The sequence below is a fragment of the Spiroplasma chinense genome (assembly GCF_008086545.1).
Taxonomy (GTDB): Bacteria; Bacillota_I; Bacilli_A; order Mycoplasmatales; family Mycoplasmataceae; genus Spiroplasma_A; species Spiroplasma_A chinense.
This window is the reverse complement of the sequence record NZ_CP043026.1, coordinates 979,382-1,004,503: the sequence shown is the minus strand read 5'-3', so window position 1 is coordinate 1,004,503 and position 25,122 is coordinate 979,382. Positions and strand designations below refer to the sequence as shown.

Sequence of the window (25,122 nt, the reverse complement as noted above, 5' to 3'; positions counted from 1 at the left end):
GTGTGAATATATGAATTTTTCAACAATTATAACTAAGAAAAAAAACAAAATTGAATTAAGTGAACAAGAAATAAAATGATTAGTAGAATCATTTGTAAAAGATACTTTAAAAGATTATCAAATGGCTGCATTTAATATGGCTGTTTGATTTAATGGAATGACAGAAACTGAATTGAGTGTTTTTACAAGCACCATGATTGAATCTGGAATTACTTATAACTTAGATGGAGTAGAAGGCCCTTTTGCAGACAAACACTCAACTGGAGGAGTTGGAGATAAAACAAGTCTTATCTTTGCACCACTTGTTGCAAGTTTTGGAGTAAAAGTTTCAAAATTATCTGGAAGAGGATTAGGACAAACTGGTGGAACAATTGACAAACTTGAAAGTTGTACTGGTTGAACTGGTGAAATCAGTGAAGAAAGATTTAAAGAAATCTTAAACACTGTTGGTTTATCAATTATGAGTCAATCTTCAAATGTAGTACCAGCTGACAAGAAATTATATGCTTTAAGAGATGTTACAGGGACTGTAGACTCAATTCCTTTGATTGCATCAAGTATTATGTCAAAAAAACTTGTAGTACCAGCTGACAGCATTGTACTGGACGTAAAAGTTGGTAGTGGTGCATTTATGAAAGATATGGATAGCGCAAGTTTATTGTCAAAAACAATGATTTCAATTGGAAAAGCACACAACAGAAATGTAAGTGTTATGTTAACTAACATGGACAAACCACTTGGAAAAGCAATTGGTAATGCAATTGAAGTTAAAGAAGCTTGAGATACCTTACACGGAAAAGGGCCAGAAGATTTGGTAGAACTGTGTACTGTAGCTGCAGCTTTAACATTAACTCAGACAGGTAAATTTAGTGACTTAGAGGTTGCTAAACAAGAAGTTTTACAAGTATTGCAATCTGGTAAGGCAGCTCATTATTTGAAAGATTTTGTACAAGCACAAGGTGGAGATTTTTCAAAAATAGAGGACTATGATAAACATTTCTCAACAAAACATGTTATTGAAATTAAAGCAGAAAAAGATGGTTATGTTTCTTTTGCATCCGCTGATGGTTTGGGATATCTTTCAATGCATTTAGGAGCTGGAAGAGAAACCAAAGAAGATATTATTGATTTTGCAGCAGGAATTTACTTAAATAAAACTACAAATGATCCAGTAAAAGCTGGAGAAGTTGTAATGACACTTTATACAAATATTGATAAAGAAGAGTCATTTATTAAAGATGCTCAAGAACAAATAGTAATATTAGACAGTAAAACTGATGAACAAGTAATTTTAAAACTGATAACAGATTAATAGAAAAAAAGCTTTTTAAAAAGCTTTTTTTATTTTCTAGTTTTTGGAAATTGTAGTGTTAATTATATTTAAAATGGAAATTATATTATAATAAATATGAGGTGTTTTTATGAAAAAAACAAAAAAACTGTTTAGCTTAAAGTTGTGTGCTTATTTCTATGTAATTACACAATTAATAATTTTAGGATTTTTATTATTGATAATTTGTAGTTTGATTGTGTACTCACAAAACTACATTACAAAAAATGATCTTTTATTAAATATTTCATTTTCTTTATTTATAATGGTTTTATTACATATATTATCGCTATTTTTAACATCAGATTTGTTGGTTTTGTTTAAATGAGGAGAAAGCAAAGAGGAAGAAAAAATTTACAGAACAATGAAAGTTTATTTTCTAATTCCTATTATTGGACTTTTTGCTTATTTACACTGTAAAACAAGAAAAAAACAAGTGGTTGAAAAACTGGGTAAGAAAATACCAAAGTTTATTACTAAAGAAGAAGGCAATAATTTTAAAGTAGTTGAAATTAACTAATTTTTAAATAAAAGTAAGTTAAAGTAATCTTTGTAAAAATTTGAATAAAGATTCACATGATATAATAATTAAGAGAATAAAAGTTTTTCTCAATACCAATTATAAAAATTTATAAATTAACAATTAATTACTTATATTGATTAAAATCATTTTTATGTAATTGAACAAGTTAGATAAAATAAATATTTTATAAATATATTGAGAATTGTGTGAGAAATAATTAGTTCAAATCTTAATAATAGTCATAATATATTTAAAATAACAAAGATTATAAATTATCTTTGTTTTTGAGTTTGATTTTCTAATCATTAATGGTAAATGTTTTATAAATAAATGAAGGGAAGTAAAACATGACATTTTGATCTTTACTGGGTTTATTAAATCTATCATTAAATTCAATTTTGAGTTCTAATGATAATAAATTAAATAATAATATTAACAAAGATAATGAAATTGGGTTTTATGAAAGAATAACATTTATGGGATGGAGTTCTTTATAATGAAACCTAGAAAAATTAACGTATGGGCAGCTTTTTTCCTAGCATTTTTATTGGCCTCAGGATTGACTGGAGTTATTGCCTATATATTTGCAATAACAGTTGATTCTAAAAGAATTTATACAAATATTTTCAATCCCATTATCTTTGTAGTATCGATTTTTTTCCTAATAAATTATCTATTTTTTCTTAAAGGAAAAAATAAAATTAAAATCTTTAAAGAAATAGAGGCAGAAAAAAAGATTTTTCTTGAATATTGTTATTGGGGTTAATTTTAAATAGTTTTCAAATAATGTCTAGTATTTATTGGATGTTTGTAAAGAAAACTTTAAATTTCAAGAATTTAGATACTTTAAACTTTGTATTATGAATGACAATTATTTATTCAGCAATTGGTGTATTGTGTTGAACGGTATTTATGATATGTGGTACAAAAGGAAATAAAATCAAAATTATGAACACTATGTTAATTTTGACTGTACTTTTTGGTTGATGATATTTATTTTGTAATGGTTTTTTAACAAAAGACAATTACAAAAAACAAAACAAAAAAGTAATTAAGCCAATTGAAACTTAAAAGTTGTATTTATTGTAATTAATGTTGCTTTTTCAAGTTGAGGGTTTTTATAAAAAATTATACTCTTTTTTTGAAAAAAACGGAAAATTTAACTTTTTTTATACGATAGATATAGTGGGGGTAAAAAAAGAAAAAAAAATTTAAAAAATTTGATTTTTTCTTTTTTTTTGAGATTATCATTTTGGAATAAAAATTGAAACAAAGGGACATAATGATTTGGCAAACAAAAATATCAGATCCTTTTAACATGTGTTAAAAGTTGTTTTTTTAAGCACTTTTTACAAATTAAGAGATATGCATATTTTTATTTCAATACAAATAATGAAAGGAAAAATAACAATGGGCGTAGAATCAAAAAATTATACAAATTTATTAAATGAATTTAACCAAGTAATAGCAACAACAGATAATGATATTAAAAATGAAAATGCAAATATGAGTGGAGATACAGCAAGTGGTAAAATGATGAAATTTGCTTCAATTGGAGCAAAAGAATTTGCACTTGAAAGTCTTGTAAATAGACACTACTCAGATTTACATAAAAAATCACTAATTCATATTCATGATTTAGACTATTATCCAACAAAGTCAGCTACTTGTGTACAATATAATATTGAAGAAATCTTTAAAAACGGATTTAAAACCAGAAATGGTTTAATTAGAGAACCTCAATCAATTGGGGTTTATACAGAACTTGCTGCAATTATTTTCCAAACATGTCAAAATGAAATGCACGGAGGCCAAGCTATTCCAGCCTTCGATTACTTTATGGCACCTGGAGTTAACAAAAGTTTTAGAAAAGAATTAATTAAAAATGTTTCACAATTCTTTACTTTTTCAGATATAGAATTTGATGAAAAATTATTAAAAAGTCTTTTCCAAGACCAAAACATTACTTTTAAAAATATTGGTTATGATGTTTTAAAACCTTATTTAGGAAATAACGTATTAGAACAAAAAGATTTTGAAAAAATCGTAAATATGACTAATAAAAAAGTAGAATCTGAAACTGACCAAGCATTAGAGGGGTTTATCTATAATTTAAACACTCAACACTCAAGAGGGGGAAACCAAGTAGTTTTCTCATCAATTAATATTGGTACAGATACTTCAGAAGAAGGAAGACAAGTTACAAAGTCACTTTTTAAAGCTTTAGAAAACGGTTTAGGAAATGGAGAAACTTCAATTTTCCCAATCGTAATCTTTAAAGTAAAAAGTGGAGTTAACTTTGATGAAAGCAGTTATAACAGAGCTATGGAAATGGATCAAGAAGAATGATTCTCAGTAAATGATTGAGAAACTAAAAACTTTGATCTATTCTTAATGGCTATTAAAACTACAAGTATCAGACTTTTCCCTAACTTTATGTTTTTAGACCAACCTTATAATCAACACGAATTATGAAGAGCAGATGACAAAAACTCATGATATTATGAACCTGCAACAATGGGATGTAGAACAAGAGTTTTTGAAAATGTTAATGGTGACAAAACTTCTGTAGGAAGAGGTAACTTAAGTTTTACTTCATTAAACTTGCCTTACATCGCTTTAGAAGTTCTTCAAAAACACAACTTAATCAATAATGGCGTTATTGATTATGGAGATGTAAACTTTGACAAATTAAAACAAGAGTTTATTGAGGATATTGAAGAATACACAAACGATGTTTGTCAACAATTACTAGACAGATATGATTATCAAATTACAGCACTTGCAAAAGAGTTTCCATTCTTAATGAAAAACAACATTTTAGCAGGTGGTCAACAATTAGATGCAAACGATAAAGTTGAAGAAGTATTCAAAAATGGAAGTCTTACAGTAGGTTTTGTAGGGCTTGCAGAAGCTTTAAAAGCTTTAATTGGAAAACATCACGGAGAAGATAAAAAAGCCCAAGAATTTGGTCTTAAAGTTATTGAGACAATCAATAACATCGCTCTTGAATGAAAAGCAAAAACTCACTTAAACTTTGGAGTTATTGCAACACCTGCAGAATCAGTGGCTGGAAGAATGGCTAAAGTAACTAGAAAAGCTTTTGGAGAAATTGCAGAAGTTACAAATAGAGATTACTTTACAAACTCAAACCACATTCCTGTTTACTACAATCTTTCTGCAATTGAAAAAATTCAAAAAGAAGCTGCTTACCACCCATTAACACTTGGTGGAAGCATAAGTTATGTTGAATTAGATGGAGAAGCTAAGAAAAATCTTCACGCAGTTCTATCAATCATCAATGCAATGAGAGTAAGTGGAACAAACTATGGAAGTTTAAACCACCCAGTAGATAGATGTAAAGCATGTAATTATACTTCACTAATTCCTTTTGCTTGTCCAATGTGTGACAACCAAGACATTTCAAGAACTAGAAGAATCACAGGATACTTAGTTGGTGATTTAGATGGTTGAAATAAAGGAAAACAAGCTGAAGAGGCTGAAAGAGTAAAACACTCTGTTAAGTAATGAAAATTTTAAAAATATACAAAGAAACAATTAGTGACGGTCCTGGAATAAGATATTCAATTTACGTTGCAGGTTGTCTACACGCTTGTAAAGGGTGTCACAACATGCTTAGTTGAAACTTTAATATTGGAAGAGAATTTGACCAAGATTACAGCGACCAAATAATTGAAGAAATTAAAGCAAACCCTTTACTTAATGGGGTTACATTCAGTGGAGGAGATCCAATGTTTAGTGCAACTGAATTAATTCCTCTTGTAAAAAGAATTAAAGAAGAAACTGGTAAAAACATTTGAATGTACACTGGCTTTACAATTGAACAATTAATAGAAAACAAAGATAAAGATGAATTATCTAAATCAATGTATGAAATGTTGTTCCTAATAGATACTTTAGTTGACGGTAGGTTCGAAAAAGATCTTTATGATCCAACAATTCAATATCGAGGAAGTAGCAATCAAAGACTTATTAAAACTAAAGAATTTTTAAAAAGCATTTAGTAAAATAAATGCTTTTTTTCTTGGTTTTTTAAGAGAGGGTAAATGTCTTTGATTTAAAGGGTTATTTGTAAAAATTTTCAAAAATTCCTTAATAACCAATTGAAATTAAGACACATTTAATCTATAATAAAAAAGTCTAGGACAGGCCAAAAATCATTAGCCCATAATGTTTATTTAGCCCTATCAAATGAACATGTTATATATATTTTAATTAATAATAATATAATGCTTGTTCCTGGATCTTTACACTAAGCGCTCCGCCCAGAGTGCTTTTTTTTATTTTTTTGTAAAGTCCAGGTTTAATAAGGTTTTAAACCCTAGTTTTGAGTTTTGAAAAATGACTTTAGGGTAAAAAAAATATAAAATATATATAAGATATTTAAAAATATCTAATCACTTAACAAGAAAATCATTGTTAATATATTGTTTTAAATAGATTAGGGGTGTTTTTTATGAAAAAGATGTTAGCTTTTTTATCATCTATTACATTTGTAACTTTAAGTACAAGTTCAATTGTTTCTTGTGATTCTGGAAATGTTGAAGTATTTGCTCCAGCAAATTCAGATCTTTCAATTTTATTTCAAGGTAAAACTCTTGAAATAGAAAATAAAACAATTGAAGATATAGAAAAAGAAATAAAAAAATTGAAAATTATATCAACATCACAATATGAAATAAAAGGTGAAGTTGATTTTTCATCAGACAAAGGTATTGTTAAAATAGTGCCAAAAGAAGATTTCTTTTTACCTGTCGTTGGAGAAGCAATTTTAGATTGAGTTCACATTAACGCTAAAAACGAAGGTGAAACTCCAGATGAAAATGTAACTGGAAAACTACAACTTTCTAAATTATTTAGTGAATCAAATATAAATATGACAAGTCTAGGACTTGATGAAAACATTATGTTTATGACAGCTGAAAATATGAATGATCTTGCAGATTTTAATATGATCACGCTGGGAAACTATTTATTTAAAGCATTAATAACTGCAAATAATAGTGGAGTAAATGAATTAGAACAAAGAACTGGAATTGGCAAAATTGATTTACAATCTTTATTAGTAAATTATTTTGAAATGTTATTTGAAAATAAAGAAAAAGAAACTTTAAATTTATACAATTTTATATTAGATACTTTTGAACAAAAAGATACAACTTCAGAATTAAATGATCTTAAATATGAATTTAAATTTAATTACGAATCTTTAAATCTATTAGCAAGTAAAAAACCTAATTATTCAACAGATGTAAATAAATTAATAGAAAATGTTACAGAAGGTTCAATAAGTTTAGTGTTTAAAAAAGTAATTATTAATTGGGTTTAATTAAAGGGGTTAAAACCTCTTTTTTTGATGAATTTTATAGCAAAAAAATATATAAAAAAATTTAAAATTTTTGCATTTTTTGATTGACTTTTCGAACCTATATTTTGTATAATCTTTAAGGTTCTTAAATCAGAGGACGAAAACGCTGACTTAGCTCAGTTGGTAGAGCAATTGACTAGTAATCAATAGGTCGAAGGTTCGAGTCCTTTAGTCAGCACCACTTTTGGGGAGTTAGCGAAGTGGCTAAACGCGGGTGACTGTAACTCATCTCCTAACGGTTCGGCGGTTCGAATCCGTCACTCCCCACCATTTATTGGGCTATAGCCAAGCGGTAAGGCAACGGACTTTGACTCCGTCATGCGCCGGTTCGAATCCTGCTAGCCCAGCCATTTATTTTATATTATTAACGTCTCGTTAGCTCAGTCGGTAGAGCAACTGGCTTTTAACCAGTGGGTCATAAGTTCAAGTCTTATACGGGACACCATTATTTTATATTTTCCCCAGGTGGCGGAACAGGTAGACGCACTGGACTTAAAATCCAGCGGCTTTAAGCGGCCGTGCCGGTTCAAGTCCGGCCCTGGGGACCATTTTAAGGACTTGAGCACATGTAGAAATACATGTGTTTTTTTATGTCTTTTTTAATTTTTAGACAAAAAAAATAATGACTTAGTCATTATTTGTTTCAATTTGTATAGTTATTAAAATCAATTTGATCATAGTTGAAATTAGTTTTACTTTCTGATGTTGAAGCATCAGGACTGTAATCTTCTAATTTACTCATAATTGATGATTTAATGTCTGGATTTTTGAAATCTTCTCTAATTGCATTGAATCAGTTGTCAAACTCAACAAGTTTATCATTAGTTTCAGTTGATTCTGAATAACCATCAGTTGTTCAAGTTACTAATTTTCCATTTCTTACAACTAAGAAGAATGGTGTACCTACGTTTGGTGAAGTTTTATCCCCATTTTTGTAAAAAGCGTTTTTAGCAACTTTTTTTGCAATATTTTCTTTTACAGTAGTATCGATTAAGTCACCACCTGGTGTTGAACCTCATCTATAGTCAATGTAAATATTTGTCACTTGGTCAACAGCTCAATCTAAAATGTTTTTACTTCATTTTTCTCTAAAGTTATTTGCTTTTTCATCGATCATAAATGTTTCGAAACGTAAATCACTTTTTAAAGCTTGTCCAAATCCTGTTAAATCATCAGTTTGAGTATTTCCAACAATTGTTAGATTATTATATTCATTTTGTAAAGATGTAATACGATCTTCTAATGAATTTCCAGGTTCACTTGAAACTATATCTTTTGCAGTTTCAAATTGTTGACAATATTCACAATCTCTAGCTCCAATATATAATATAAAGCTATCTTGTTTGTCAATTCAACCTTTAAATGTTTTTCAATTTGCAGTACTTGAACAAGATACTACAGTTGAAGCAGAAGTAGTTACTAGTGCTGTTGCAGCCAGTAAATTTAAAAACTTCTTCATGTCATCACTCCTAAAATTCTATTATTATTTTACACAACTTTAACTAGTTTTAGTAAAAGAATAAAAATAACATCAATAAGATTTTAACAACAAATTAGTGCTTTTTTTATAAAATATGTAAAAAAATAAGTTTTAATAAGCTGACAAGATCATTTTTTAATATCTGTAAACATCTAATTATTTCTATCGTAAAAGTTAATCTAAAATGTAGTCACTTTTTTTATAAAATATGCAAAAAAAGTGAAAAACTTATACTTTTTTTGATATTATTAACTTGCTTATATCTTATAAAAAAAATAATTTATAAATCAAGGAGGTTACAAATATGCGTGAAGGAGTTATCTTGCGTTGTACAGAATGTAAAGAAGAAAATTACATTGCAAAAAATGATAAAAGAAAAGAAAAAATTGAAGTAAAAAAACACTGCTTCAAATGTAATGCTCATCAAGTACATAAACAAAAAAAATAAGGGTGATAAGTTTAGTACTTTGAATCCTTATTTTTTTTATTAATATGATTAAAGGGAGAGAAAATAATGAAAAAAGATTTATTAAATAAAATATTGGCTGAAACTGGTGCTGATGCAATCTTGTTATATTCACCACAAAACAGATATTGATTTTCAAGATTTCATTCTAGTTTAGGTTATGTTTTATATACTAAAAACAAAAGTTATTTATTTGTTGATGGAAGATATTTAACTGCTGCAAAAGAAAGTAAAATGCTTACAAATATTGATGAAATAATTGGTTTTGGACCGGTATTTTCTTTAATTAATGAAAAAATTAAAGAAAATAATGTTCAAAAAGTTTTATTTGAATCTGATTGAGTATTTGTAAAAGAGGCAAAAACTTTTGAAGATAAATTAGAAACTAAAGTTGAAGCATATAACTTTGATTCGATAAGAATGATAAAAGACAATTGAGAAGTTGAACAAATCAAAAAAGCTTGTGATATAACTCACCAAGTATTTCTAGAAGTTTTAGAGTTTGTAAAACCCGGAATGAGTGAACTTGAATTGGCAAGATTTGTTTCTGACAATTTCTTAAAAAATGGAGCTGAAAAACTTAGTTTTGATACAATTGTAGCTTCTGGTCCAAACGGAAGTAAACCTCATGCAGTTCCAACTGATAGAATTATGCAAAAAGGTGACTTTGTAACTCTTGATATGGGATGCTACTATAATGGATATTGTTCAGACCAAACAAGAACTTTTGTTTTAGATAATGATAACAATGAAAAAATGAAAGAAATATATGAAACTGTTTATCAAGCACAACAAAGAGGAATTGATGCTATAAAACCTGGAATTACAGGAAAAGAAATTCACCAAATTTGTTTTGATTACATTGAATCAAAAGGATATGGTCAATACTTCACTCACGGAACTGGACATGGTTTAGGAATTGAAATTCACGAAGAACCATACAATTCAGTAGCTGGAGATAAAACTCTTGTTGAAGGAATGTGTGTAACAGTTGAACCTGGAATTTACATTCCTTCAATTGGGGGAGTTAGAATTGAAGATGATATTCTTGTTACTAAAGAAGGATTTGAATATTTAACAACACCATTTAGAGAATTACAAATTGTAAAATAAGAAAAGAAGGGGGTTTTGTTTTGAAACCTTTAGATCATGTTGCTATCATTTTAGATGGTAATGGTAGATGAGCTCAAGAACGTAACAAACCAAGAACTTATGGTCACAGACATGGTTTGGACAAAATTTTTGACACTATCTTATTTGCAAAAAAACAAAATATAAAGTATATAACTTTATTTTGTTTTTCAACAGAAAATTGAAATAGACCCGAAAAAGAAGTAAAATGACTTATGGATTTTCCTGTTGAAGCTTTTAATAAAAAGCAAGAAAAAAAATATATTGAAAACGGTATATGTGTAAATTGGGTTGGGAGACGCACTAAAGTACCTAATGAGACAAAAAAAACTTTAGAGGAAATTGAAAAAAACACAAAAGATTTAAATGAAATCTTTGTAAACTTTGCCTTTGATTATGGAAGTTATGAAGAACTAGAAAATACTTTCAAAATAGTGTTTAATAAGTATGAAGATAAGAATTTAAATATAGATAACTTTTCTTTTCAAGAAATACTTGATAATTTATATACAAAAAATAGTCCAAACATTGATTTATTAATCAGAACTGGAGGAGAGCAGAGATTAAGTAACTTTATGTTACTTCAATCTGCTTATGCTGAGTTTTACTTTACAAAAACTTATTGACCAGATTTTAACGAACAAGAGTTTGAAAAGGCTATTAATTCATACAAATTACGCGATAGACGATTTGGGAAAATAGAGGAATAATCATGAAAAAGAATAAAATTGACGATTTTGATATTACAGACACCATTGAAGTAAATACCCCAGAAGAACCAATAAATAGATTTAAAACAAAAGAAGGAAGACAAAGTTTTAAAACAAGACTTATTTCTGCTATTGTTTTATTAATTCTTTTAACAGGGTATGTGTCAGCTGGTGCTATCTATACATATAAAAATGGTCTTTCAAATATTGAAATAGCTGCATATTTCACAATAATTGCTAGTGCAATTTTAACTGGACTTTGTGTTTATGAAATGAACAAAGCTATGGGATTTGTAAAATGATATCAACAATTAATTACAATCTCAACTTCAGTTTTAGCATATGGATATCCATTACTAGGATTCTATGATTATGGATTTTACGAAAAAATGGATATGGACAAATGATTACAAAACTGACAGTTTGTTGTAGTTGTGGTAATTAACTTATTAATATATTTATTAATTGGTTTATTAGACAAAAACATTGGAATCACTAAACTTTCAATTAATTTTGGTATTTCATTAATGATAATTTTAGCATTTAAAACATTTACAATGGTTTCATTAGAAACTGTTCCAGGTATTGGTAATGAAGTAATTGTTAAATTCTCATTTAATACAATTATTTGAGTTTGATTAATGATCATTTTTGGTGATACTTTTGCATATATTGGTGGAATGGCATTTGGTAAAACAAAACTTGCACCAAAAATTAGTCCTAAAAAAACTTGAGAAGGTGCAGCTGTTGGTTTAAGTTGTGCATTTATTGGTGGAACAGTTTATGCGTTAATGTTCTACTTCTTTGCACCAAACTTTAAACCATTAAATAATTCAATTGACCAATTGAATAAACCAGTTGTTAGTGTATTTATTTATATTTTATTAAGTATTGCCTTTCCAGTTATTGGATTATTTGGGGATTTACTTTTCTCTGCAGTAAAAAGATATTCTGGAGTTAAAGATTTTTCTAGACTAATTCCTGGTCACGGTGGACTTTTAGATAGATTAGATTCTGTAATCTTTTCTTGATTCGTACTATTCTTTATTATTATTTTAATTTAGGATTTAAATAATGAAAAATGTTATTTTATTTGGTGCATCAGGAAACATAGGAAAACAAACAATAGAAATTTTAAAGAATAATAAAAATGAATTTAATTTAAAAGCGGTAAGTATTGGTCAAAATACTCAAGCGTTAGAAAAGATTCTTAAAGAATTTAAATCTATTGAAATGGTTTTTTCATCAAATAAAATAGATGTGATTAAAAATAATTATCCAGACATCACGTTTATAAACAATGAAATTTGCGATCTATTTCAAGTAGAATCTGACATTGTTATAAACGCCTTGTCTGGATTTTTTGGTCTTAAAGTAACTTTACAAGCAATTGAAAATGATAAATTACTTTTAAATGCAAATAAAGAATCTTTTGTAACAGCTGGAAATTTAATTGAAGAAAAACTAAAAGAGCACAAACAAGCTAAAATATTTCCTTTAGATTCTGAACATTGTGCTATTTTTCAATGTCTAGAAAAAGAAAATGAAATAGAAAAAATATACTTAACAGCGTCTGGTGGTCCTTTTAGAAATATGACTCTAGCTGAAACTAAACAAGTAACTTTACAAGATGCTTTAAAACATCCAAATTGAAGTATGGGTAAAAAAATAACAATTGATAGTGCAACCATGTTTAATAAAGCGTTTGAAATTTTAGAAGCTTATCATTTATTTAAAACTGATAAAATTGAAACTTTAGTTCATCCTGAATCAATAATTCATTCAATGGTTTTGTTTAAAGATGGTTCAATTAAAGCTCAACTTTCAAAACCAGATATGAAACAAGTTATTAATTACTTTTTATTTTACCCAACAAGAAAAGAGTTTGAAAATCTAGAGTTTTTAGATTTTTCAAATTTAATATCTTTAAATTTGAAAAAAATTGACCAAGAGAGATTTGAACCAATTAAATTAGCACAACAGTGTTTTGGAAAAACTAATGCAAAAGCAATAGCTTTAAATGCAGCAAATGAAGTGTGTGTTCAATATTTTTTAGATGGTAAGTTAGAGTTTTATAAAATAACTGAAATAGTTTCAAAAATTTTTAATAGTGTTAAAGAAATAAATTACAATAATTATAGTGAGATTGTTGAGTTTGACAATCAAATTAGAAAAGATACAGAAAGAGTAATAAAAGGGGAATAGTTATGTCAAGTGGAATGGTGATTTTAGGTTTTTTAGTGGGGGTTTTAATTTTACTTTCATTAATTACAGTTCATGAACTTGGGCACTTTATTGTTGCTAAAATGGCAAATGCATTTGTTTATGAATTTTCAATTGGTTTTGGACCAAGAATTTGAGTTTGAAAGAGAAAAGAAACTTGAATTTCAATTAGAATGATACCTTTAGGAGGTTTTTGTTCAATTGCTTCAAGTAAAGTTGATCCACCAACTGAAAGGGAAAATGAAATAGTTCCAGAAGAAAGAATGATTGATTACATTGCAAGATGAAAAAGATTATTTTTCATTGCATTTGGACCATTAATGAATTTATTTGTTGCTTTATTTTTATTTACAACAATTTTTGCAGCAACTCAATCAAAACCAAATGATCTTTATGCTTATGGAGCAAAATTTGCTCAAAATTCAGTTGCTCAACAAATGATTTGAGAAAGAGAAAAACAAGATAATCCTGAAATGCCTCTGGTTAATATTGACCAAACTTATGCGATTTGAGGTTGAAAGTTAATTTCAACAGACCAAAACCAAGAAACAACAGTTTTATTTAATAATTTATGTACTGAAAGTGGAACTGACTGTGGAACAAATGAAGTTATAAATAGCTTTGAATCAAAACAAGCAGTTACTTACTACAAAACTGTTTATAACTTCATTAATAACTTACAATTAGGTAAAGATAAAGAAAATGTATCTATTCAATTTGCATATAAACAAATTGATAGAGTTAATGGAAGTGCTATTGGGCAATACAAAGTAACTCAAGCAACAACAAGTGAACAATACACTGGTGGAGGTTCAGTTGGAATTGCAGCTCCAAACAGATATTATAAAAATGCCGGAGTAGCATATGGAGCTGGTTGAAAAGAAACTTTTACTCAATCATTTTCAATATTAAAATCATTTGGTAGAATCTTTACTGGAGGAATTAAAGATCTTGCTGGACCTGTGGGTATTGCAAATCAAACTGCTGCAATGTTTACAAGTGCACAACAATTCTTCTTATATGTAGCTTTATTAAGTGCTAACTTATTTGTGCTTAACTTTATTTTAATACCACCATTAGATGGTTATAAAATACTTGAAACTATAATTGAAATGATAATTAGAAAAGAATTACCAGAAAAATACAAACTTGTAGTTTACTCAATTGGAGCAATATTGTTCCTTGGACTATTTGTGGTAATAACAGTTTTAGACCTGGTCTTGTAGCTTAGGGGGAAAAAAGATGCATGATAATTTAAAAGCCTTTTTTGAAAAAATGAACATATTCTTCAATGAAGAAGAAGAAAACTATTTTGAAGATGCAAAAATTTTAAATGCATCTTTTTCTAAATCGGGCAATATGTTAAGGGTCTTTATTGAAGTTAAAGATTTTTTACCAACTAACATTTTACATAAATTAGAAATGTCTCTTAGAACAAATACTCATATACCAACAAAAATTAATTTAGAAGTTTTAAATCAAAATTATGATAATGACTTAATCTGAAGACATATTGAATATGTTAAAGATTTAAAAGCAGAAGTTAAAACAGGAACTATAAAAATACTTTCACCTTCAACTGTGAAATATTTTCCTGAATACAGACTTGTTAAATTTTTAGTAGAAAATGAAACTCAAAAAAACTTATTAGAAGAACATAGACAATATTACAAAGAAAAACTATATAAATATGGTTTTAGAGACTTGGACCTAGATATTGAAGTTTCAAGCGAAAGAAATAGCGATTCTTTAAATCAAGTACAAGAAATGTATTCTAAAGCAAGTTTAATTAAACCTTCTGCTGAAAAACCAAATCAAGAAAAAAGTGCAAATAAAGAAGTTAAAACTTTTAAAACAAAATACAGATCAAATCAAGAAATACTTTTAACTCCAACTTATGAAAAACTTGAAGATTTAGAAGAAAATGCTCAAAATGTAACAATACATGGACAAGTAATTTCAAAACAATCTAGAGTTTCAAAAAGTGGAAGAAATATTTATAATATTGCAATAACTGATGCTACTTCTTCTGTTATGTGTGTGTATTTCCAAAGAAATACAGAACCAACATTCTTTGATGAAATAACAGAAGAAAATAAAGAAAAGTTATCTGGTTTTGAAGAACAAATAATAAGAAAAAATGATTGAGTTTCTTTTAATGGTAGATTTACATATTCTGACTATGATGGAGAATACATTTTTTACATAGACAAATATCAAAAAATAGCTTCAAAAACAGTTTATAGAAACGATGATGCACCAGAAAAAAGAGTGGAGTTACATACTCATACAAAAATGAGTGTAATGGACGGTGTAAGTCCTGTAAAAGACTATATTGACACTGCTAAGAGATGAGGTTGAAATGCAATTGCAATTACCGATCACTTAAATGTTCAAACTTTTCCTGATGCTCATTATGCAATAAGTGCCGCAAACAAAGGTGTGCCAGATGAAGAAAAACTAAAATTAATTTATGGAAGTGAACTTGTTGTAATTCCAGATTCTGTTTGATTTGTAAAAAATCCAACAGGGCAAAAACTAAGACAATCTAAATTTGTAGTTTTCGACTTAGAAACTACAGGACTTTCTCCTGAGTTTGATGAAATTATTGAATTTGGAGCAAATGTTTATGATTATGAAAAAGGTACTTCAAAAAAATATGATATTTTAATTAAACCTAAAAAACCAGTTTCTCAATTTACAACAGATTTAACTCATATTACAAATGAAATGTTAGAAAATAAAAATCCTATTGAAGTTGAATTTAAACAAATTATGGAAATTATACAAGATGGAATTCTTGTAGCTCACAACGCCAACTTTGACTTTAACTTTTTAAATGTTAATGCTAAAAGATTTGGTTATGGAGAGTTAAAAAATACTGTAATTGATACTTTAACACTTGCAAGAACTTTAAATCCAAAATTAAAAAACCACAGACTTGGAAGTGTAGCTAAAGTTTATGGAATTCTTTATGATGAGAAAATTGCTCACCGTGCTGACTATGATGCAGAAGTGCTTACAAATATGTACGAACACATGTGAAGTGAAGCTAAAAAAATCTATCCAATTGATACTGATTTAGATTGAAATAAATTTATGGTAGATAAATTTGAAGATGAAAACTTTAGAAGAACTAGAGGACACCATGTAAATGTTTTGGTTAAAAACCAAGAAGGATTAAAAGATTTATATAAATTAATTTCCTTCTCACATACTAAAAACTTTTTAGGTAGTCCAAAAATCTTTAAATCAAAATTACTTGAAATGAGAGAAAAAGGAAACATTTTAATTGGTAGTGGTTGTGTAAATGGTGAAATCTTTGATTATGTAAGAACTGGAACTATTGAAATGATAGTTGATGCAATATCAAAACTTGATTATGTTGAAGTTCAACCCCCAAGTGTTTATAAAAAATTGGTTCAAATCGGAGATGTTACTGAAGAAGAACTAAGAAAATACATTAAATTAATTATTGATCTTGCAAGAGAACAAAATAAATTAATTATTGCTACAAGTGATGCTCACTATGTTGAACCAGAATTAAAAATTATTCGAGATATTTACATCAATACAAAAGGATTGGGAGGAAGTTATCATCCACTTTATGACTTTAAACAAAGAGTTAAAGATAATCCCGACCAACATTTAAGAACAACAAAAGAAATGTTAAATGAATTTAAATGACTTGAAGATAGTGAATTAATTTATGACATAGTTATTAAAAATCCAAAATTAATAGCAGACCAAGTTACAGAACAAGCTGTTCCAATTAAGTCAGGTTCTTTCGCACCAAAAATTGATAATGTTGATGTTCTTTTAAAAGAAGAGTGTTATAAAAATGCAAGAGAAATGTATGGTCAAGAATTACCAGAAATTGTTTCTGCACGTTTAGAAAAAGAATTAAAATCTATCATTAAACATGGATTTGCTGTTGTTTATTGAATTAGTCACTTGTTGGTTAAAAAATCTCATGAAGATGGATATCTAGTAGGAAGTCGTGGTTCTGTTGGTTCAAGTTTTGTTGCAACAACTTCAAATATTACTGAAGTAAATCCACTTAAAGCTCATTATAGATGTGTTGAATGTAAATATTCAAACTTTGACACTCCACCAGAATTTAAATGTGGATATGATTTACCAAAAATTGATTGTCCAAATTGTGGTGTTCAATTAATTGGTGATGGTCACGATATTCCTTTTGAAACTTTCTTGGGATTTGATGGAGATAAAGTTCCAGATATAGATTTAAACTTCTCAGGGGAATATCAACCAGTAGCCCATAATTTCACAAAAGAAATTTTTGGTGAAAATAACGTATTTAGAGCGGGAACAATTTCAACTGTTGCTGACAAAACAGCTTATGGTTATACATTAGGATATTTTGAAAAAAATAATATATCAGCTAGAAGAGTTGAAATTGAAAGATTAGCAGAACTTTCAACTGGTGTAAAAAGAACAACTGGACAACACCCAGGGGGAATTATTATTTTACCCAAGGAATATGAAGTTGAAGATTTTACACCAGTTAACTTTCCAGCAGATGATCCAAGTAGTGATTGACTTACAACTCACTTTGATTTCCACTCAATTCATGATAACTTGTTAAAAATGGATATTTTGGGACACGTAGATCCAACAGCATTGAGAATGCTTCAAGATTTAACTGGTGTTGACCCAATTTCAATCCCAACAAATGATGAAAAAGTTTATTCATTATTTTCAAATCTTTCAGCACTTAATTTATCACCAGAGAATCTTGAAGGTGAAACAACTGGAGCTATTGGATTACCTGAATTTGGAACTCAATTTGTTAGAGCAATGTTACGCGAAACTCAACCAAAAACATTTGCAGACTTAGTTCAAATTTCAGGGTTGAGTCACGGAACTGACGTATATGTTGGAAATGCACAAACCCTAATTAAAGATGGTGTTGCAAACATTTCTTCTGTTATTGGTTGTCGTGATGATATTATGGTTTATTTAATGTCTAAAGATATAGACCCTTCAACTAGTTTTACAATTATGGAAAGTGTAAGAAAAGGAAAAGGTTTAACAAAAGAGTGAATAGAAATTATGAAGCAACATAATGTTCCAGAATGATATATAAACTCTTGTTTGAAAATCAAGTATATGTTCCCTAAAGCTCACGCCACTGCGTATGTTTTAATGGCCTATAGAGTTGCTTGATTTAAACTTTATTATCCTGCAGAATACTATGCCACTTGATTTTCAACAAGAGCAGATTTCTTTGATTTAGAAGCTGTAATTGGGGGAATTAATGGTGTTAAATCTAAACTAAATACTTACAAAAAAATGCAAAATGATAAGCAAAAACTAACAGCTAAAGAGGTTGGTTTAATGTCTATTTTTGAAGTATTGATTGAAATGTTTGAAAGAGGCATATCTATCAGAAATATTGACTTCAATATTTCTGATTCAGTAAAATTCAAGGTTGTTGAAGAAAATGGAGTTAAAGTTCTATACCCTCCATTTAACGTAATTGACTCACTTGGAGAAGCTGTGGCCAATTCTATAGTTAATGCTCGAAGCCAAAGACAAATTACAAGTGTTAAAGATTTAAGAGCAAGAACTCAAGTTACACAAACACAAATTCAAATATTTAATAAACTAAAAATTACAGATAATTTGAAAGATGATGAACAACTTTCATTTGATTTCTAAAAACCAAGATAAAATCTTGGTTTTTTTATACTAAGAAATTAAATTAATTTATAAAATAAGATATTTTTTTTCTTTATTACTCTTTTAATTGCAACTTTTATGTTTTTATGACAAACTTATATTGTAAAGAGGCAGTTGATTGGCAAATACCACAATTGCAAATTTATCGGCAATTTCACATATGTGAACAAAATTAATGGGGTAAAAAATGATCAAAGAACTTGTAGAAAACAAATATATGGCAAAAATTAAGGAAATTTTAGAGGAAAACGAACTTAGTTTATATGAGTTGAATTGAGTCTTTGAACATGAATCCAACGTTTTGCAAATTTTAGCAGAAAACAAAGATGCAACTAAAAAGTTTATTGAGTTTGATGCTTTAATAGCTGCAAATGAAGCTATTTCAAGCTTATTAGATGAAGATGAATCTATTGTAGAACCTTACATTTTAGAAGTTTCATCAGCAGGAGCTGAAAGAGCTGTAAAAGACCAAAAAACATTGGAAAACAACATTGGAAGTTATTTTTACATTAAGAGTAATATAGCCTTTGAAGGAGTTAATGAATTTAATGCTACATTAAATGACTATAATAAAGAAACTAATACTTTCTTATTTAACTTCTTCTTAAAAGGAAAACCTAAAAAAGCAAATCTTAAATTTGAAGATATTTCATTTATTAGATTTGCTGTAAAATTCTAGTAAAAAAATTTTTAAGTGTTGTTAATTATAAAGAAAAGAGTTGATTGGCAATGGAAAACTTGAAAACATTAAAAAATCTTATTGATAGAAACGAAAACAAAAGAAAAAAACTTTATGATAAAACAATTAAAATTCTTGATGATTTTGTTCAAGAAAACAAAATGTTTTTCTTAGAGTGACATGATAAAAAACCTTATTTGGTCAGAGGTTCTTTTGCGCATAATTTAGATAGTGATTACACTACAAACATCGATATTTGAATACTACTTAAAAAAGTTTCAAAGAAGGATGATGAAGAGCATAACCTATTTATCTTCAACTGATTTGAAGGTATGATGAAAGAAAAGTTTGCTCAATATTCAGTTTCAACATATCAAACAAAATCTTCTATAGATATTAATATTGAAGATCACTTCAATATATCTGTAGTACCTTTTGTTCTTGATAGAGAACAAAACATAAGAAGAATGTATAAAACAAAAAAAGGAAGTTTATCTTTAGATGAAGAAACAGATATCCTTCCAGAACCAGAATTCAATGTAAAGTTCAAAAAAATCGGAACAAAAGGTTCAAGGGATAATATTAGAACTTTAATAATTGCTTTAAAAATTATTATTCAAAATAAATTCCCAAATATTAGTGGAGACATTATAGAAAACTTTATTTTAGATACATACATGGATTTAGGAAAAATCAATCATATAACAGCCTTTAGAAAAGTTATTTCTAAAGTAGCTTATGGTGATTTAAATACTTATGTAATAGAAAAATATAGCAAATGAAAAACATATGAAAAATATGAACAAGATTTTGCTAGACTTCAAAAAATGGCAAGAGAAATGGATGAAAAAATTAGAGAGAAAAACTCAGAAAATTACATCGACATTTTGATCCACTATATTTCATAAACAAGATTTATTCTTGTTTTTTTTTTTTTTTTTGCTTTTTTTGTACATTTTTCTCTAAAATATGACGATAGTAATTAGGGGTAGTTATGGAATACAAATTTTTAAAACAAAAAAGAATTAATGATTGTGGAGTTGCAACTTCAGCTATGTTAATTAATTCTTTACATAATAAAAACTTAACAATAGAAGAAATTAAGTTTGAAAATGCTATTGCTGATAGTGAACTTAGTTTTTATAATATTGAAGTTTTGTTAGAAAAATATAATATCGAATTCAAAACATATCAAGCAACTCATCAAGAGTTTTTAGATTTTGAATTCAATACACCGCTTATTGCAAGTGTTATGAATGATGAAAATTTACAACATTATGTAGTAATTTATAAAAAAACAAAAAAAGCGTTTTTAGTTGCAGATCCAAGTAAAAATGACATGAAGTGAATTGATAAAAATGAATTTATAAAAAAATTTAATGGTTACTTTGGAATAGCTGTTAAATTTAAAAAATATCAATTTAAAACTAATTCGTTTATGAAGTGATGATATTTTCTTCAAGATCAAGTTGTTTTAATTTCTATATTTTTTGTAGTTTCTTTTTTGTGTAACATTATAATTTTAGTTTCAAATACTTTTATTAAGGTATATTCCAAAAACTTAATGATAGTTGATAAATCAAATTTACAATACATTTTTTTAGCTTTCATATTAATCTTTATAGTTCAAATATTTATAAGTTCAATAATAGAAAAACTTATATTTAATATTCGCTCTTCAATTGCTAAAAAAATGTTTGAAATGTTTAGTGAAAAATTAATATCTATTGAATACGAAAAATACAGTGCTCTAAAAAAAGAAGAGTGAAGTAAAAAAATAATGCATATTGGTTCACTTTCTCAATTTATTGTTAACAGTACTTTATTGGTACCATCTCAATTTTTATTATTTGTTATGTCTTTGGTTATGTTAACTTTTATATCAAATGTAATTTTGTTATTGGTAATACTTGAAAATATATTAACAATATTCTTTTCATATATTTCTTATACCTTTATAAAAGAGAAACAAGTTAAAAAGTTATCAGACAGTATTAAGTTCTCTGTAATATTTAGAGAGTTACTTGATGGTAACTTTGAAATACGTACAAAGAATTTAGAAAAAGTATTTAATGTAAAAGTTGCAAATGGATTTAATGATAACTTTGAAAATGAAAATCAAATAAATAATATTCAAAGTATTAATGAAGTGATTGTAAAAGTTTTAAGTAGATTATTTTATTTATTGATTTTTTATTTATCTGCAAACTTTATTTTGGCAAAAAAATTTGACTTTAATGAACTGTTATTTTATATTTCTATTTCCATGTATATAAGTTCTTTTTCTCAAACTATTTTTTCTCTAATCTTAAATAGACAAGAAATTAAATTGTCTATGAATGAATTAGAATTTATACTTGATGAGAAAAAACTTAATAAAGAAGAAATTGTGAAGGTAGAAAAAATTAAATCAATACAAATAAAAAATTTATATAAATATAAAAATGAAAATAGAGTAGTAAGTGATATTAATTTTGAATTTAAAAAGAACACTTTTATATATGGAAAAAGTGGAAGTGGAAAAACAAGTCTTTTACAATTGTTGACTGGATATGTAAATGAATATGAAGGATCTATAAAAATTAATGAAATAGATTTTAAAAAAGTTGATAAAAGAGATTATAGAGAAAAAGTTCTTTTTATTGGTCAATACGATTACTTATTTAATGGAACTGTTTGGTCAAATATTCAACAATTTAAAAATACTATAGATTTAGAACTCTTCAAAAAATTAAGATTTTTTGAAGTTTTAGCAAGCAACAATATAGAAGTTGAAAAAGAAATTATAGATAATGGAACAAATTTAAGCAAAGGACAAAGACAAATAATAAACTTCATGTCGGCATTCTTTACTCAAAAAGATATTTACTTAATTGATGAACCTTTAAGTAATGTTGACAGAGCAACTGCTTACTATTTAATTGACCAATTTATTCAATTAAAGAAAAACAGCATCATTTTAATGTCAGATCACAATAGTCATTATCAGCAATTCTTTGAAGACAAATTGGAGGTATTAAATGAAAAATGTTAATCATAAATTATTATTTATATCAGTTATTTTAATTTTTATAACCATAATATCACTTTTATTTTTTGAAAAAACTCAAATATATTATGGTAGTGTATTTGTTCAAGTTGAAATACAAGAAGAAAAAACCGTTAAAGTAGCTTATGTAATAATGCCAGATAAAATAAATATAAATGAAATAGAGTACTTAAAAATTGAATATGTTTCTGGATATGAAACTATATCTTCTTCAAATTTAGAATACAAAGAGGGTATGTTAATAATAAAAAATATAAAATACGACAGTATTTTACCAAACAATAATCAAATTCTATTGTTTGGCAAAAAAGTCACTATTTTCAAGTATTTGATTTCAAATCTTTATTAATTGTTATAATAAATAAAAATAGGTGAAAATTATGGATGAAATTACAATTATTTATGAAGATGATAATAAAGATTTAGAACAATACGAAAAAGTTTTTGAAGAACTTTTAACTCATACTAAAAATGAATTAAAGATTGATAAAAGTTTAATGTTATCAGTAACTTTTATTAAACCAGAAGAATCAATTAGGTTAAATACTGAATATAGAGGAAAAGAGTATGTTGGAGATGTTATTTCATTTCCAATTGACGATCCAATGGGAATTTACGAACAATTAGATTTTAAAGAAATTGGAGATATCTTTATTACGTATGACGAAGCTTTGAATAAAGCAAAACTTTACAATCACAAAATCTATGAAGAAATGTGTTGATTATTTGTTCACGGTCTTTTACATATCCTTGGATATGACCATGAATTGGGAGAAAATGAAGAAAAAGAGATGTTTGATTTAACAAATAATATCTTAAAAAGAGTTAATGTAGTGTATAAAGTAGTATAATTTTATAAGGAGGTTTGAGTATGGCAGGCAAGAATGGAAAAAAGTCTAGGGTTGGAACTAGAGTTAAAAATAAGTTTGGAAATGCAGCTAGGGGAATTATTACAGCATTTAAAGAAGAATCTACTTTATTGGTGTATCTAATTGCAATATTCTTGTGTGTTGGTTTAGGTATTTGGTTGAAACTTTCAACTGTTGAATGGTCAATTGTTTTACTTACAATTGGGGTTTTACTTGGATTTGAATTCGTAAATACTTCAGTAGAAAACTTTGTAGATTTACTAAGTTTCGAGTATAACATTCAGGCCAAAAAAATTAAAGATATTTGTGCGGCAGCAAGTATCTTGAATGCAGTTATTGCAGTAGGTATTGGTTTTTTAATTTATCTAGAAAAGTTTATAAACACAATTATTAGCTTAGTTCAATAAATTAAAAAACGGAGGTTTTTTTATGGACAAAAATAAAGTTTATGAGGAATTAAAAGTTTTAAGAACAAACGCATATGTTCCTTATTCAAAATTTAGAGTGGCATGTATTATTTATCTAAAAAATGGCAAAAAAATTGAGGGTGTTAATGTAGAAAACGCTGCATATAACCCTACAATTTGTGGTGAAAGAACTGCGGTTTCACAATTGGTAACCCAAGGTTACAACAAAGATGATGTTGAGCTTTTAGCGTTATACACAGATTCTGAAGGAGTTGGCTCTCCTTGTGGAACATGTCGTCAGACACTTATTGAACTGTTAAATCCAGATCAAAAAATTTGAATTTTCAATATAAATGAGTTTTCAGGGGAATATACTTTAGAATATTTCCTACCTTTAAGTTTTACAAAGACTGATTTAGGATAAAAAATGAATTCTAAATCTAAAAAACTATACGAAAACAAATTTATATGAAATATCGTAGGAAGTGAATTTTTACAAAGTTATGCACTTTCTAAAAAAATTAATCTATCATTTGAAGAAATTTATGATTGTTTTGTTGATGATGAATTTTTAGATGATGAAATTTACAACATCTTTGAACCTGAAGTTGTAAATATAGCAAGAGCTTGAATAGAGTTAAAAAATAAAACTTTTAAATTAAAAGAAGCAGAAGCAAAAACTGGGGAAATTTGTAATTTCCCACTCAATGAACTAAAAGAAGTTTATGGTATTTTGGTTCCAAATAATGAAAACACTGAGCTTTTCGATCTTAAAAGTGAAAAAAGTAAAGATTTTGTTTCAACTCTTGTATATATCAAAAAAAATTTATATGGAAGAAAAACAGTTGAATCTGTTGTGGAATTTTTACTTCAATATAGATTATGATTTCTTACACAAAATTGAGTAGGGGAAAATGCAAATGTATTTTCTATGCTGTTGATTCAAAGTGTATTAATATATATTGGATTCTCACCATTAAATCTTTCGATTCAAGAAAATGGTGAAGAAATCTTTTGTGTTGATAGAAACTCACTAAATCAACTTAAAGAAGAACCTATTGAAGATTGAAATAACAATAAATTTTTTAAAGAACATTTAGGTGTTTATATAGAAAAAACAAACGGGTTTTTTGACATAGACCAGTTTATTGTATAAAATC

The 25,122-nt window shown here is 27.2% G+C and carries 24 protein-coding genes and 5 tRNA genes; 28 read left to right on the top strand and 1 reads right to left on the bottom strand.

Annotation, left to right across the window (positions count from 1 at the left end):
• Window positions 1-10 precede the first annotated feature (10 nt).
• The 13 genes from SCHIN_RS04535 to SCHIN_RS04475 all read left to right on the top strand — a co-directional run bounded on the left by SCHIN_RS04535 (window position 11) and on the right by SCHIN_RS04475 (window position 7,790).
• Window positions 11-1,312 (top strand): thymidine phosphorylase, encoded by a 1,302-nt coding sequence (locus SCHIN_RS04535; protein WP_166508448.1) that lies wholly within the window; start codon window positions 11-13, stop codon window positions 1,310-1,312.
• 109 nt (window positions 1,313-1,421) lie between these two features.
• Complete coding sequence (locus tag SCHIN_RS04530; protein WP_166508447.1) at window positions 1,422-1,850, top strand: hypothetical protein; 429 nt, start codon at window positions 1,422-1,424, stop codon at window positions 1,848-1,850.
• A gap of 350 nt (window positions 1,851-2,200) precedes the next feature.
• Entirely contained in the window at window positions 2,201-2,350 is a 150-nt protein-coding gene (locus SCHIN_RS04525; protein WP_166508446.1) for a hypothetical protein, read from the top strand.
• Window positions 2,350-2,619, top strand: a complete 270-nt coding sequence (locus SCHIN_RS04520; protein ID WP_166508445.1) for a hypothetical protein — start codon at window positions 2,350-2,352, stop codon at window positions 2,617-2,619. Before SCHIN_RS04525 ends, SCHIN_RS04520 begins: the two co-directional genes overlap by 1 nt.
• 38 nt (window positions 2,620-2,657) lie before the next feature.
• On the top strand, window positions 2,658-2,924 hold the full coding sequence (locus SCHIN_RS04515; RefSeq protein ID WP_166508444.1) for a hypothetical protein: 267 nt from the start codon (window positions 2,658-2,660) through the stop codon (window positions 2,922-2,924).
• A gap of 339 nt (window positions 2,925-3,263) precedes the next feature.
• Complete coding sequence (locus SCHIN_RS04510; RefSeq protein ID WP_166508443.1) at window positions 3,264-5,381, top strand: anaerobic ribonucleoside triphosphate reductase; 2,118 nt, start codon at window positions 3,264-3,266, stop codon at window positions 5,379-5,381.
• The gene (gene nrdG, locus SCHIN_RS04505; RefSeq protein ID WP_166508442.1) at window positions 5,381-5,878 is read left to right on the top strand and encodes an anaerobic ribonucleoside-triphosphate reductase activating protein; all 498 of its coding nucleotides are present in this window, start codon (window positions 5,381-5,383) and stop codon (window positions 5,876-5,878) included. The genes SCHIN_RS04510 and nrdG overlap by 1 nt, the downstream gene beginning before the upstream one ends.
• Window positions 5,879-6,330: 452 nt before the next feature.
• Window positions 6,331-7,203: a hypothetical protein gene (locus SCHIN_RS04500; protein WP_166508441.1), complete on the top strand. Its 873-nt coding sequence runs from the start codon at window positions 6,331-6,333 to the stop codon at window positions 7,201-7,203.
• A gap of 144 nt (window positions 7,204-7,347) precedes the next feature.
• Window positions 7,348-7,423 (top strand) — tRNA-Thr (locus SCHIN_RS04495).
• A gap of 5 nt (window positions 7,424-7,428) precedes the next feature.
• Window positions 7,429-7,512, top strand: a tRNA-Tyr gene (locus SCHIN_RS04490).
• Window positions 7,513-7,517: 5 nt separating this feature from the next.
• A tRNA-Gln gene (locus SCHIN_RS04485) sits at window positions 7,518-7,592 on the top strand.
• A 19-nt stretch (window positions 7,593-7,611) separates the two neighbouring features.
• Window positions 7,612-7,687: transfer RNA gene (locus SCHIN_RS04480), tRNA-Lys, on the top strand.
• A 14-nt stretch (window positions 7,688-7,701) separates the two neighbouring features.
• Window positions 7,702-7,790: transfer RNA gene (locus tag SCHIN_RS04475), tRNA-Leu, on the top strand.
• Window positions 7,791-7,876: 86 nt separating this feature from the next.
• Here SCHIN_RS04475 and SCHIN_RS04470 read toward each other — a convergent pair.
• Window positions 7,877-8,701 (bottom strand): lipoprotein, encoded by an 825-nt coding sequence (locus tag SCHIN_RS04470; protein ID WP_166508440.1) that lies wholly within the window; start codon window positions 8,699-8,701, stop codon window positions 7,877-7,879.
• A 325-nt stretch (window positions 8,702-9,026) separates the two neighbouring features.
• Here SCHIN_RS04470 and rpmG point away from each other — a divergent pair, with 325 nt between their 5' ends.
• The 15 genes from rpmG to SCHIN_RS04395 all read left to right on the top strand — a co-directional run bounded on the left by rpmG (window position 9,027) and on the right by SCHIN_RS04395 (window position 25,118).
• Entirely contained in the window at window positions 9,027-9,170 is a 144-nt protein-coding gene (rpmG, locus tag SCHIN_RS04465) for a 50S ribosomal protein L33 (protein WP_166508439.1), read from the top strand.
• Window positions 9,171-9,233: 63 nt separating this feature from the next.
• Window positions 9,234-10,301 (top strand): aminopeptidase P family protein, encoded by a 1,068-nt coding sequence (locus SCHIN_RS04460; protein ID WP_166508795.1) that lies wholly within the window; start codon window positions 9,234-9,236, stop codon window positions 10,299-10,301.
• A gap of 20 nt (window positions 10,302-10,321) precedes the next feature.
• Window positions 10,322-11,029 carry a polyprenyl diphosphate synthase gene (gene uppS / locus SCHIN_RS04455; protein ID WP_166508438.1) on the top strand — a complete coding sequence of 236 codons (708 nt, stop codon included), beginning with the start codon at window positions 10,322-10,324 and terminating at the stop codon, window positions 11,027-11,029.
• 2 nt (window positions 11,030-11,031) lie between these two features.
• On the top strand, window positions 11,032-12,093 hold the full coding sequence (locus SCHIN_RS04450) for a phosphatidate cytidylyltransferase (RefSeq protein ID WP_166508437.1): 1,062 nt from the start codon (window positions 11,032-11,034) through the stop codon (window positions 12,091-12,093).
• Between the two features lie 10 nt (window positions 12,094-12,103).
• On the top strand, window positions 12,104-13,234 hold the full coding sequence (gene dxr / locus SCHIN_RS04445; protein ID WP_166508436.1) for a 1-deoxy-D-xylulose-5-phosphate reductoisomerase: 1,131 nt from the start codon (window positions 12,104-12,106) through the stop codon (window positions 13,232-13,234).
• Window positions 13,235-13,236: 2 nt separating this feature from the next.
• Window positions 13,237-14,478 carry a site-2 protease family protein gene (locus SCHIN_RS04440; protein WP_166508435.1) on the top strand — a complete coding sequence of 414 codons (1,242 nt, stop codon included), beginning with the start codon at window positions 13,237-13,239 and terminating at the stop codon, window positions 14,476-14,478.
• 16 nt (window positions 14,479-14,494) lie between these two features.
• On the top strand, window positions 14,495-18,937 hold the full coding sequence (locus tag SCHIN_RS04435) for a PolC-type DNA polymerase III (RefSeq protein WP_166508434.1): 4,443 nt from the start codon (window positions 14,495-14,497) through the stop codon (window positions 18,935-18,937).
• A gap of 208 nt (window positions 18,938-19,145) precedes the next feature.
• Window positions 19,146-19,637: an LSm family protein gene (locus tag SCHIN_RS04430; RefSeq protein WP_166508433.1), complete on the top strand. Its 492-nt coding sequence runs from the start codon at window positions 19,146-19,148 to the stop codon at window positions 19,635-19,637.
• Window positions 19,638-19,687: 50 nt separating this feature from the next.
• Window positions 19,688-20,545: a hypothetical protein gene (locus SCHIN_RS04425; RefSeq protein WP_166508432.1), complete on the top strand. Its 858-nt coding sequence runs from the start codon at window positions 19,688-19,690 to the stop codon at window positions 20,543-20,545.
• Window positions 20,546-20,631: 86 nt separating this feature from the next.
• A complete protein-coding gene (locus tag SCHIN_RS04420; protein WP_166508431.1) occupies window positions 20,632-22,671 on the top strand; it encodes a cysteine peptidase family C39 domain-containing protein in 2,040 nt (679 codons plus the stop codon).
• The gene (locus SCHIN_RS04415) at window positions 22,658-23,035 is read left to right on the top strand and encodes a hypothetical protein (protein ID WP_166508430.1); all 378 of its coding nucleotides are present in this window, start codon (window positions 22,658-22,660) and stop codon (window positions 23,033-23,035) included. Before SCHIN_RS04420 ends, SCHIN_RS04415 begins: the two co-directional genes overlap by 14 nt.
• Window positions 23,036-23,066: 31 nt before the next feature.
• A complete protein-coding gene (gene ybeY, locus SCHIN_RS04410; RefSeq protein WP_166508429.1) occupies window positions 23,067-23,537 on the top strand; it encodes an rRNA maturation RNase YbeY in 471 nt (156 codons plus the stop codon).
• Between the two features lie 20 nt (window positions 23,538-23,557).
• Window positions 23,558-23,962 (top strand): diacylglycerol kinase family protein, encoded by a 405-nt coding sequence (locus SCHIN_RS04405; protein WP_166508428.1) that lies wholly within the window; start codon window positions 23,558-23,560, stop codon window positions 23,960-23,962.
• A 22-nt stretch (window positions 23,963-23,984) separates the two neighbouring features.
• Window positions 23,985-24,386: a cytidine deaminase gene (cdd, locus tag SCHIN_RS04400; protein ID WP_166508427.1), complete on the top strand. Its 402-nt coding sequence runs from the start codon at window positions 23,985-23,987 to the stop codon at window positions 24,384-24,386.
• 3 nt (window positions 24,387-24,389) lie between these two features.
• The gene (locus SCHIN_RS04395; protein WP_166508426.1) at window positions 24,390-25,118 is read left to right on the top strand and encodes a hypothetical protein; all 729 of its coding nucleotides are present in this window, start codon (window positions 24,390-24,392) and stop codon (window positions 25,116-25,118) included.
• Window positions 25,119-25,122: the final 4 nt, after the last annotated feature.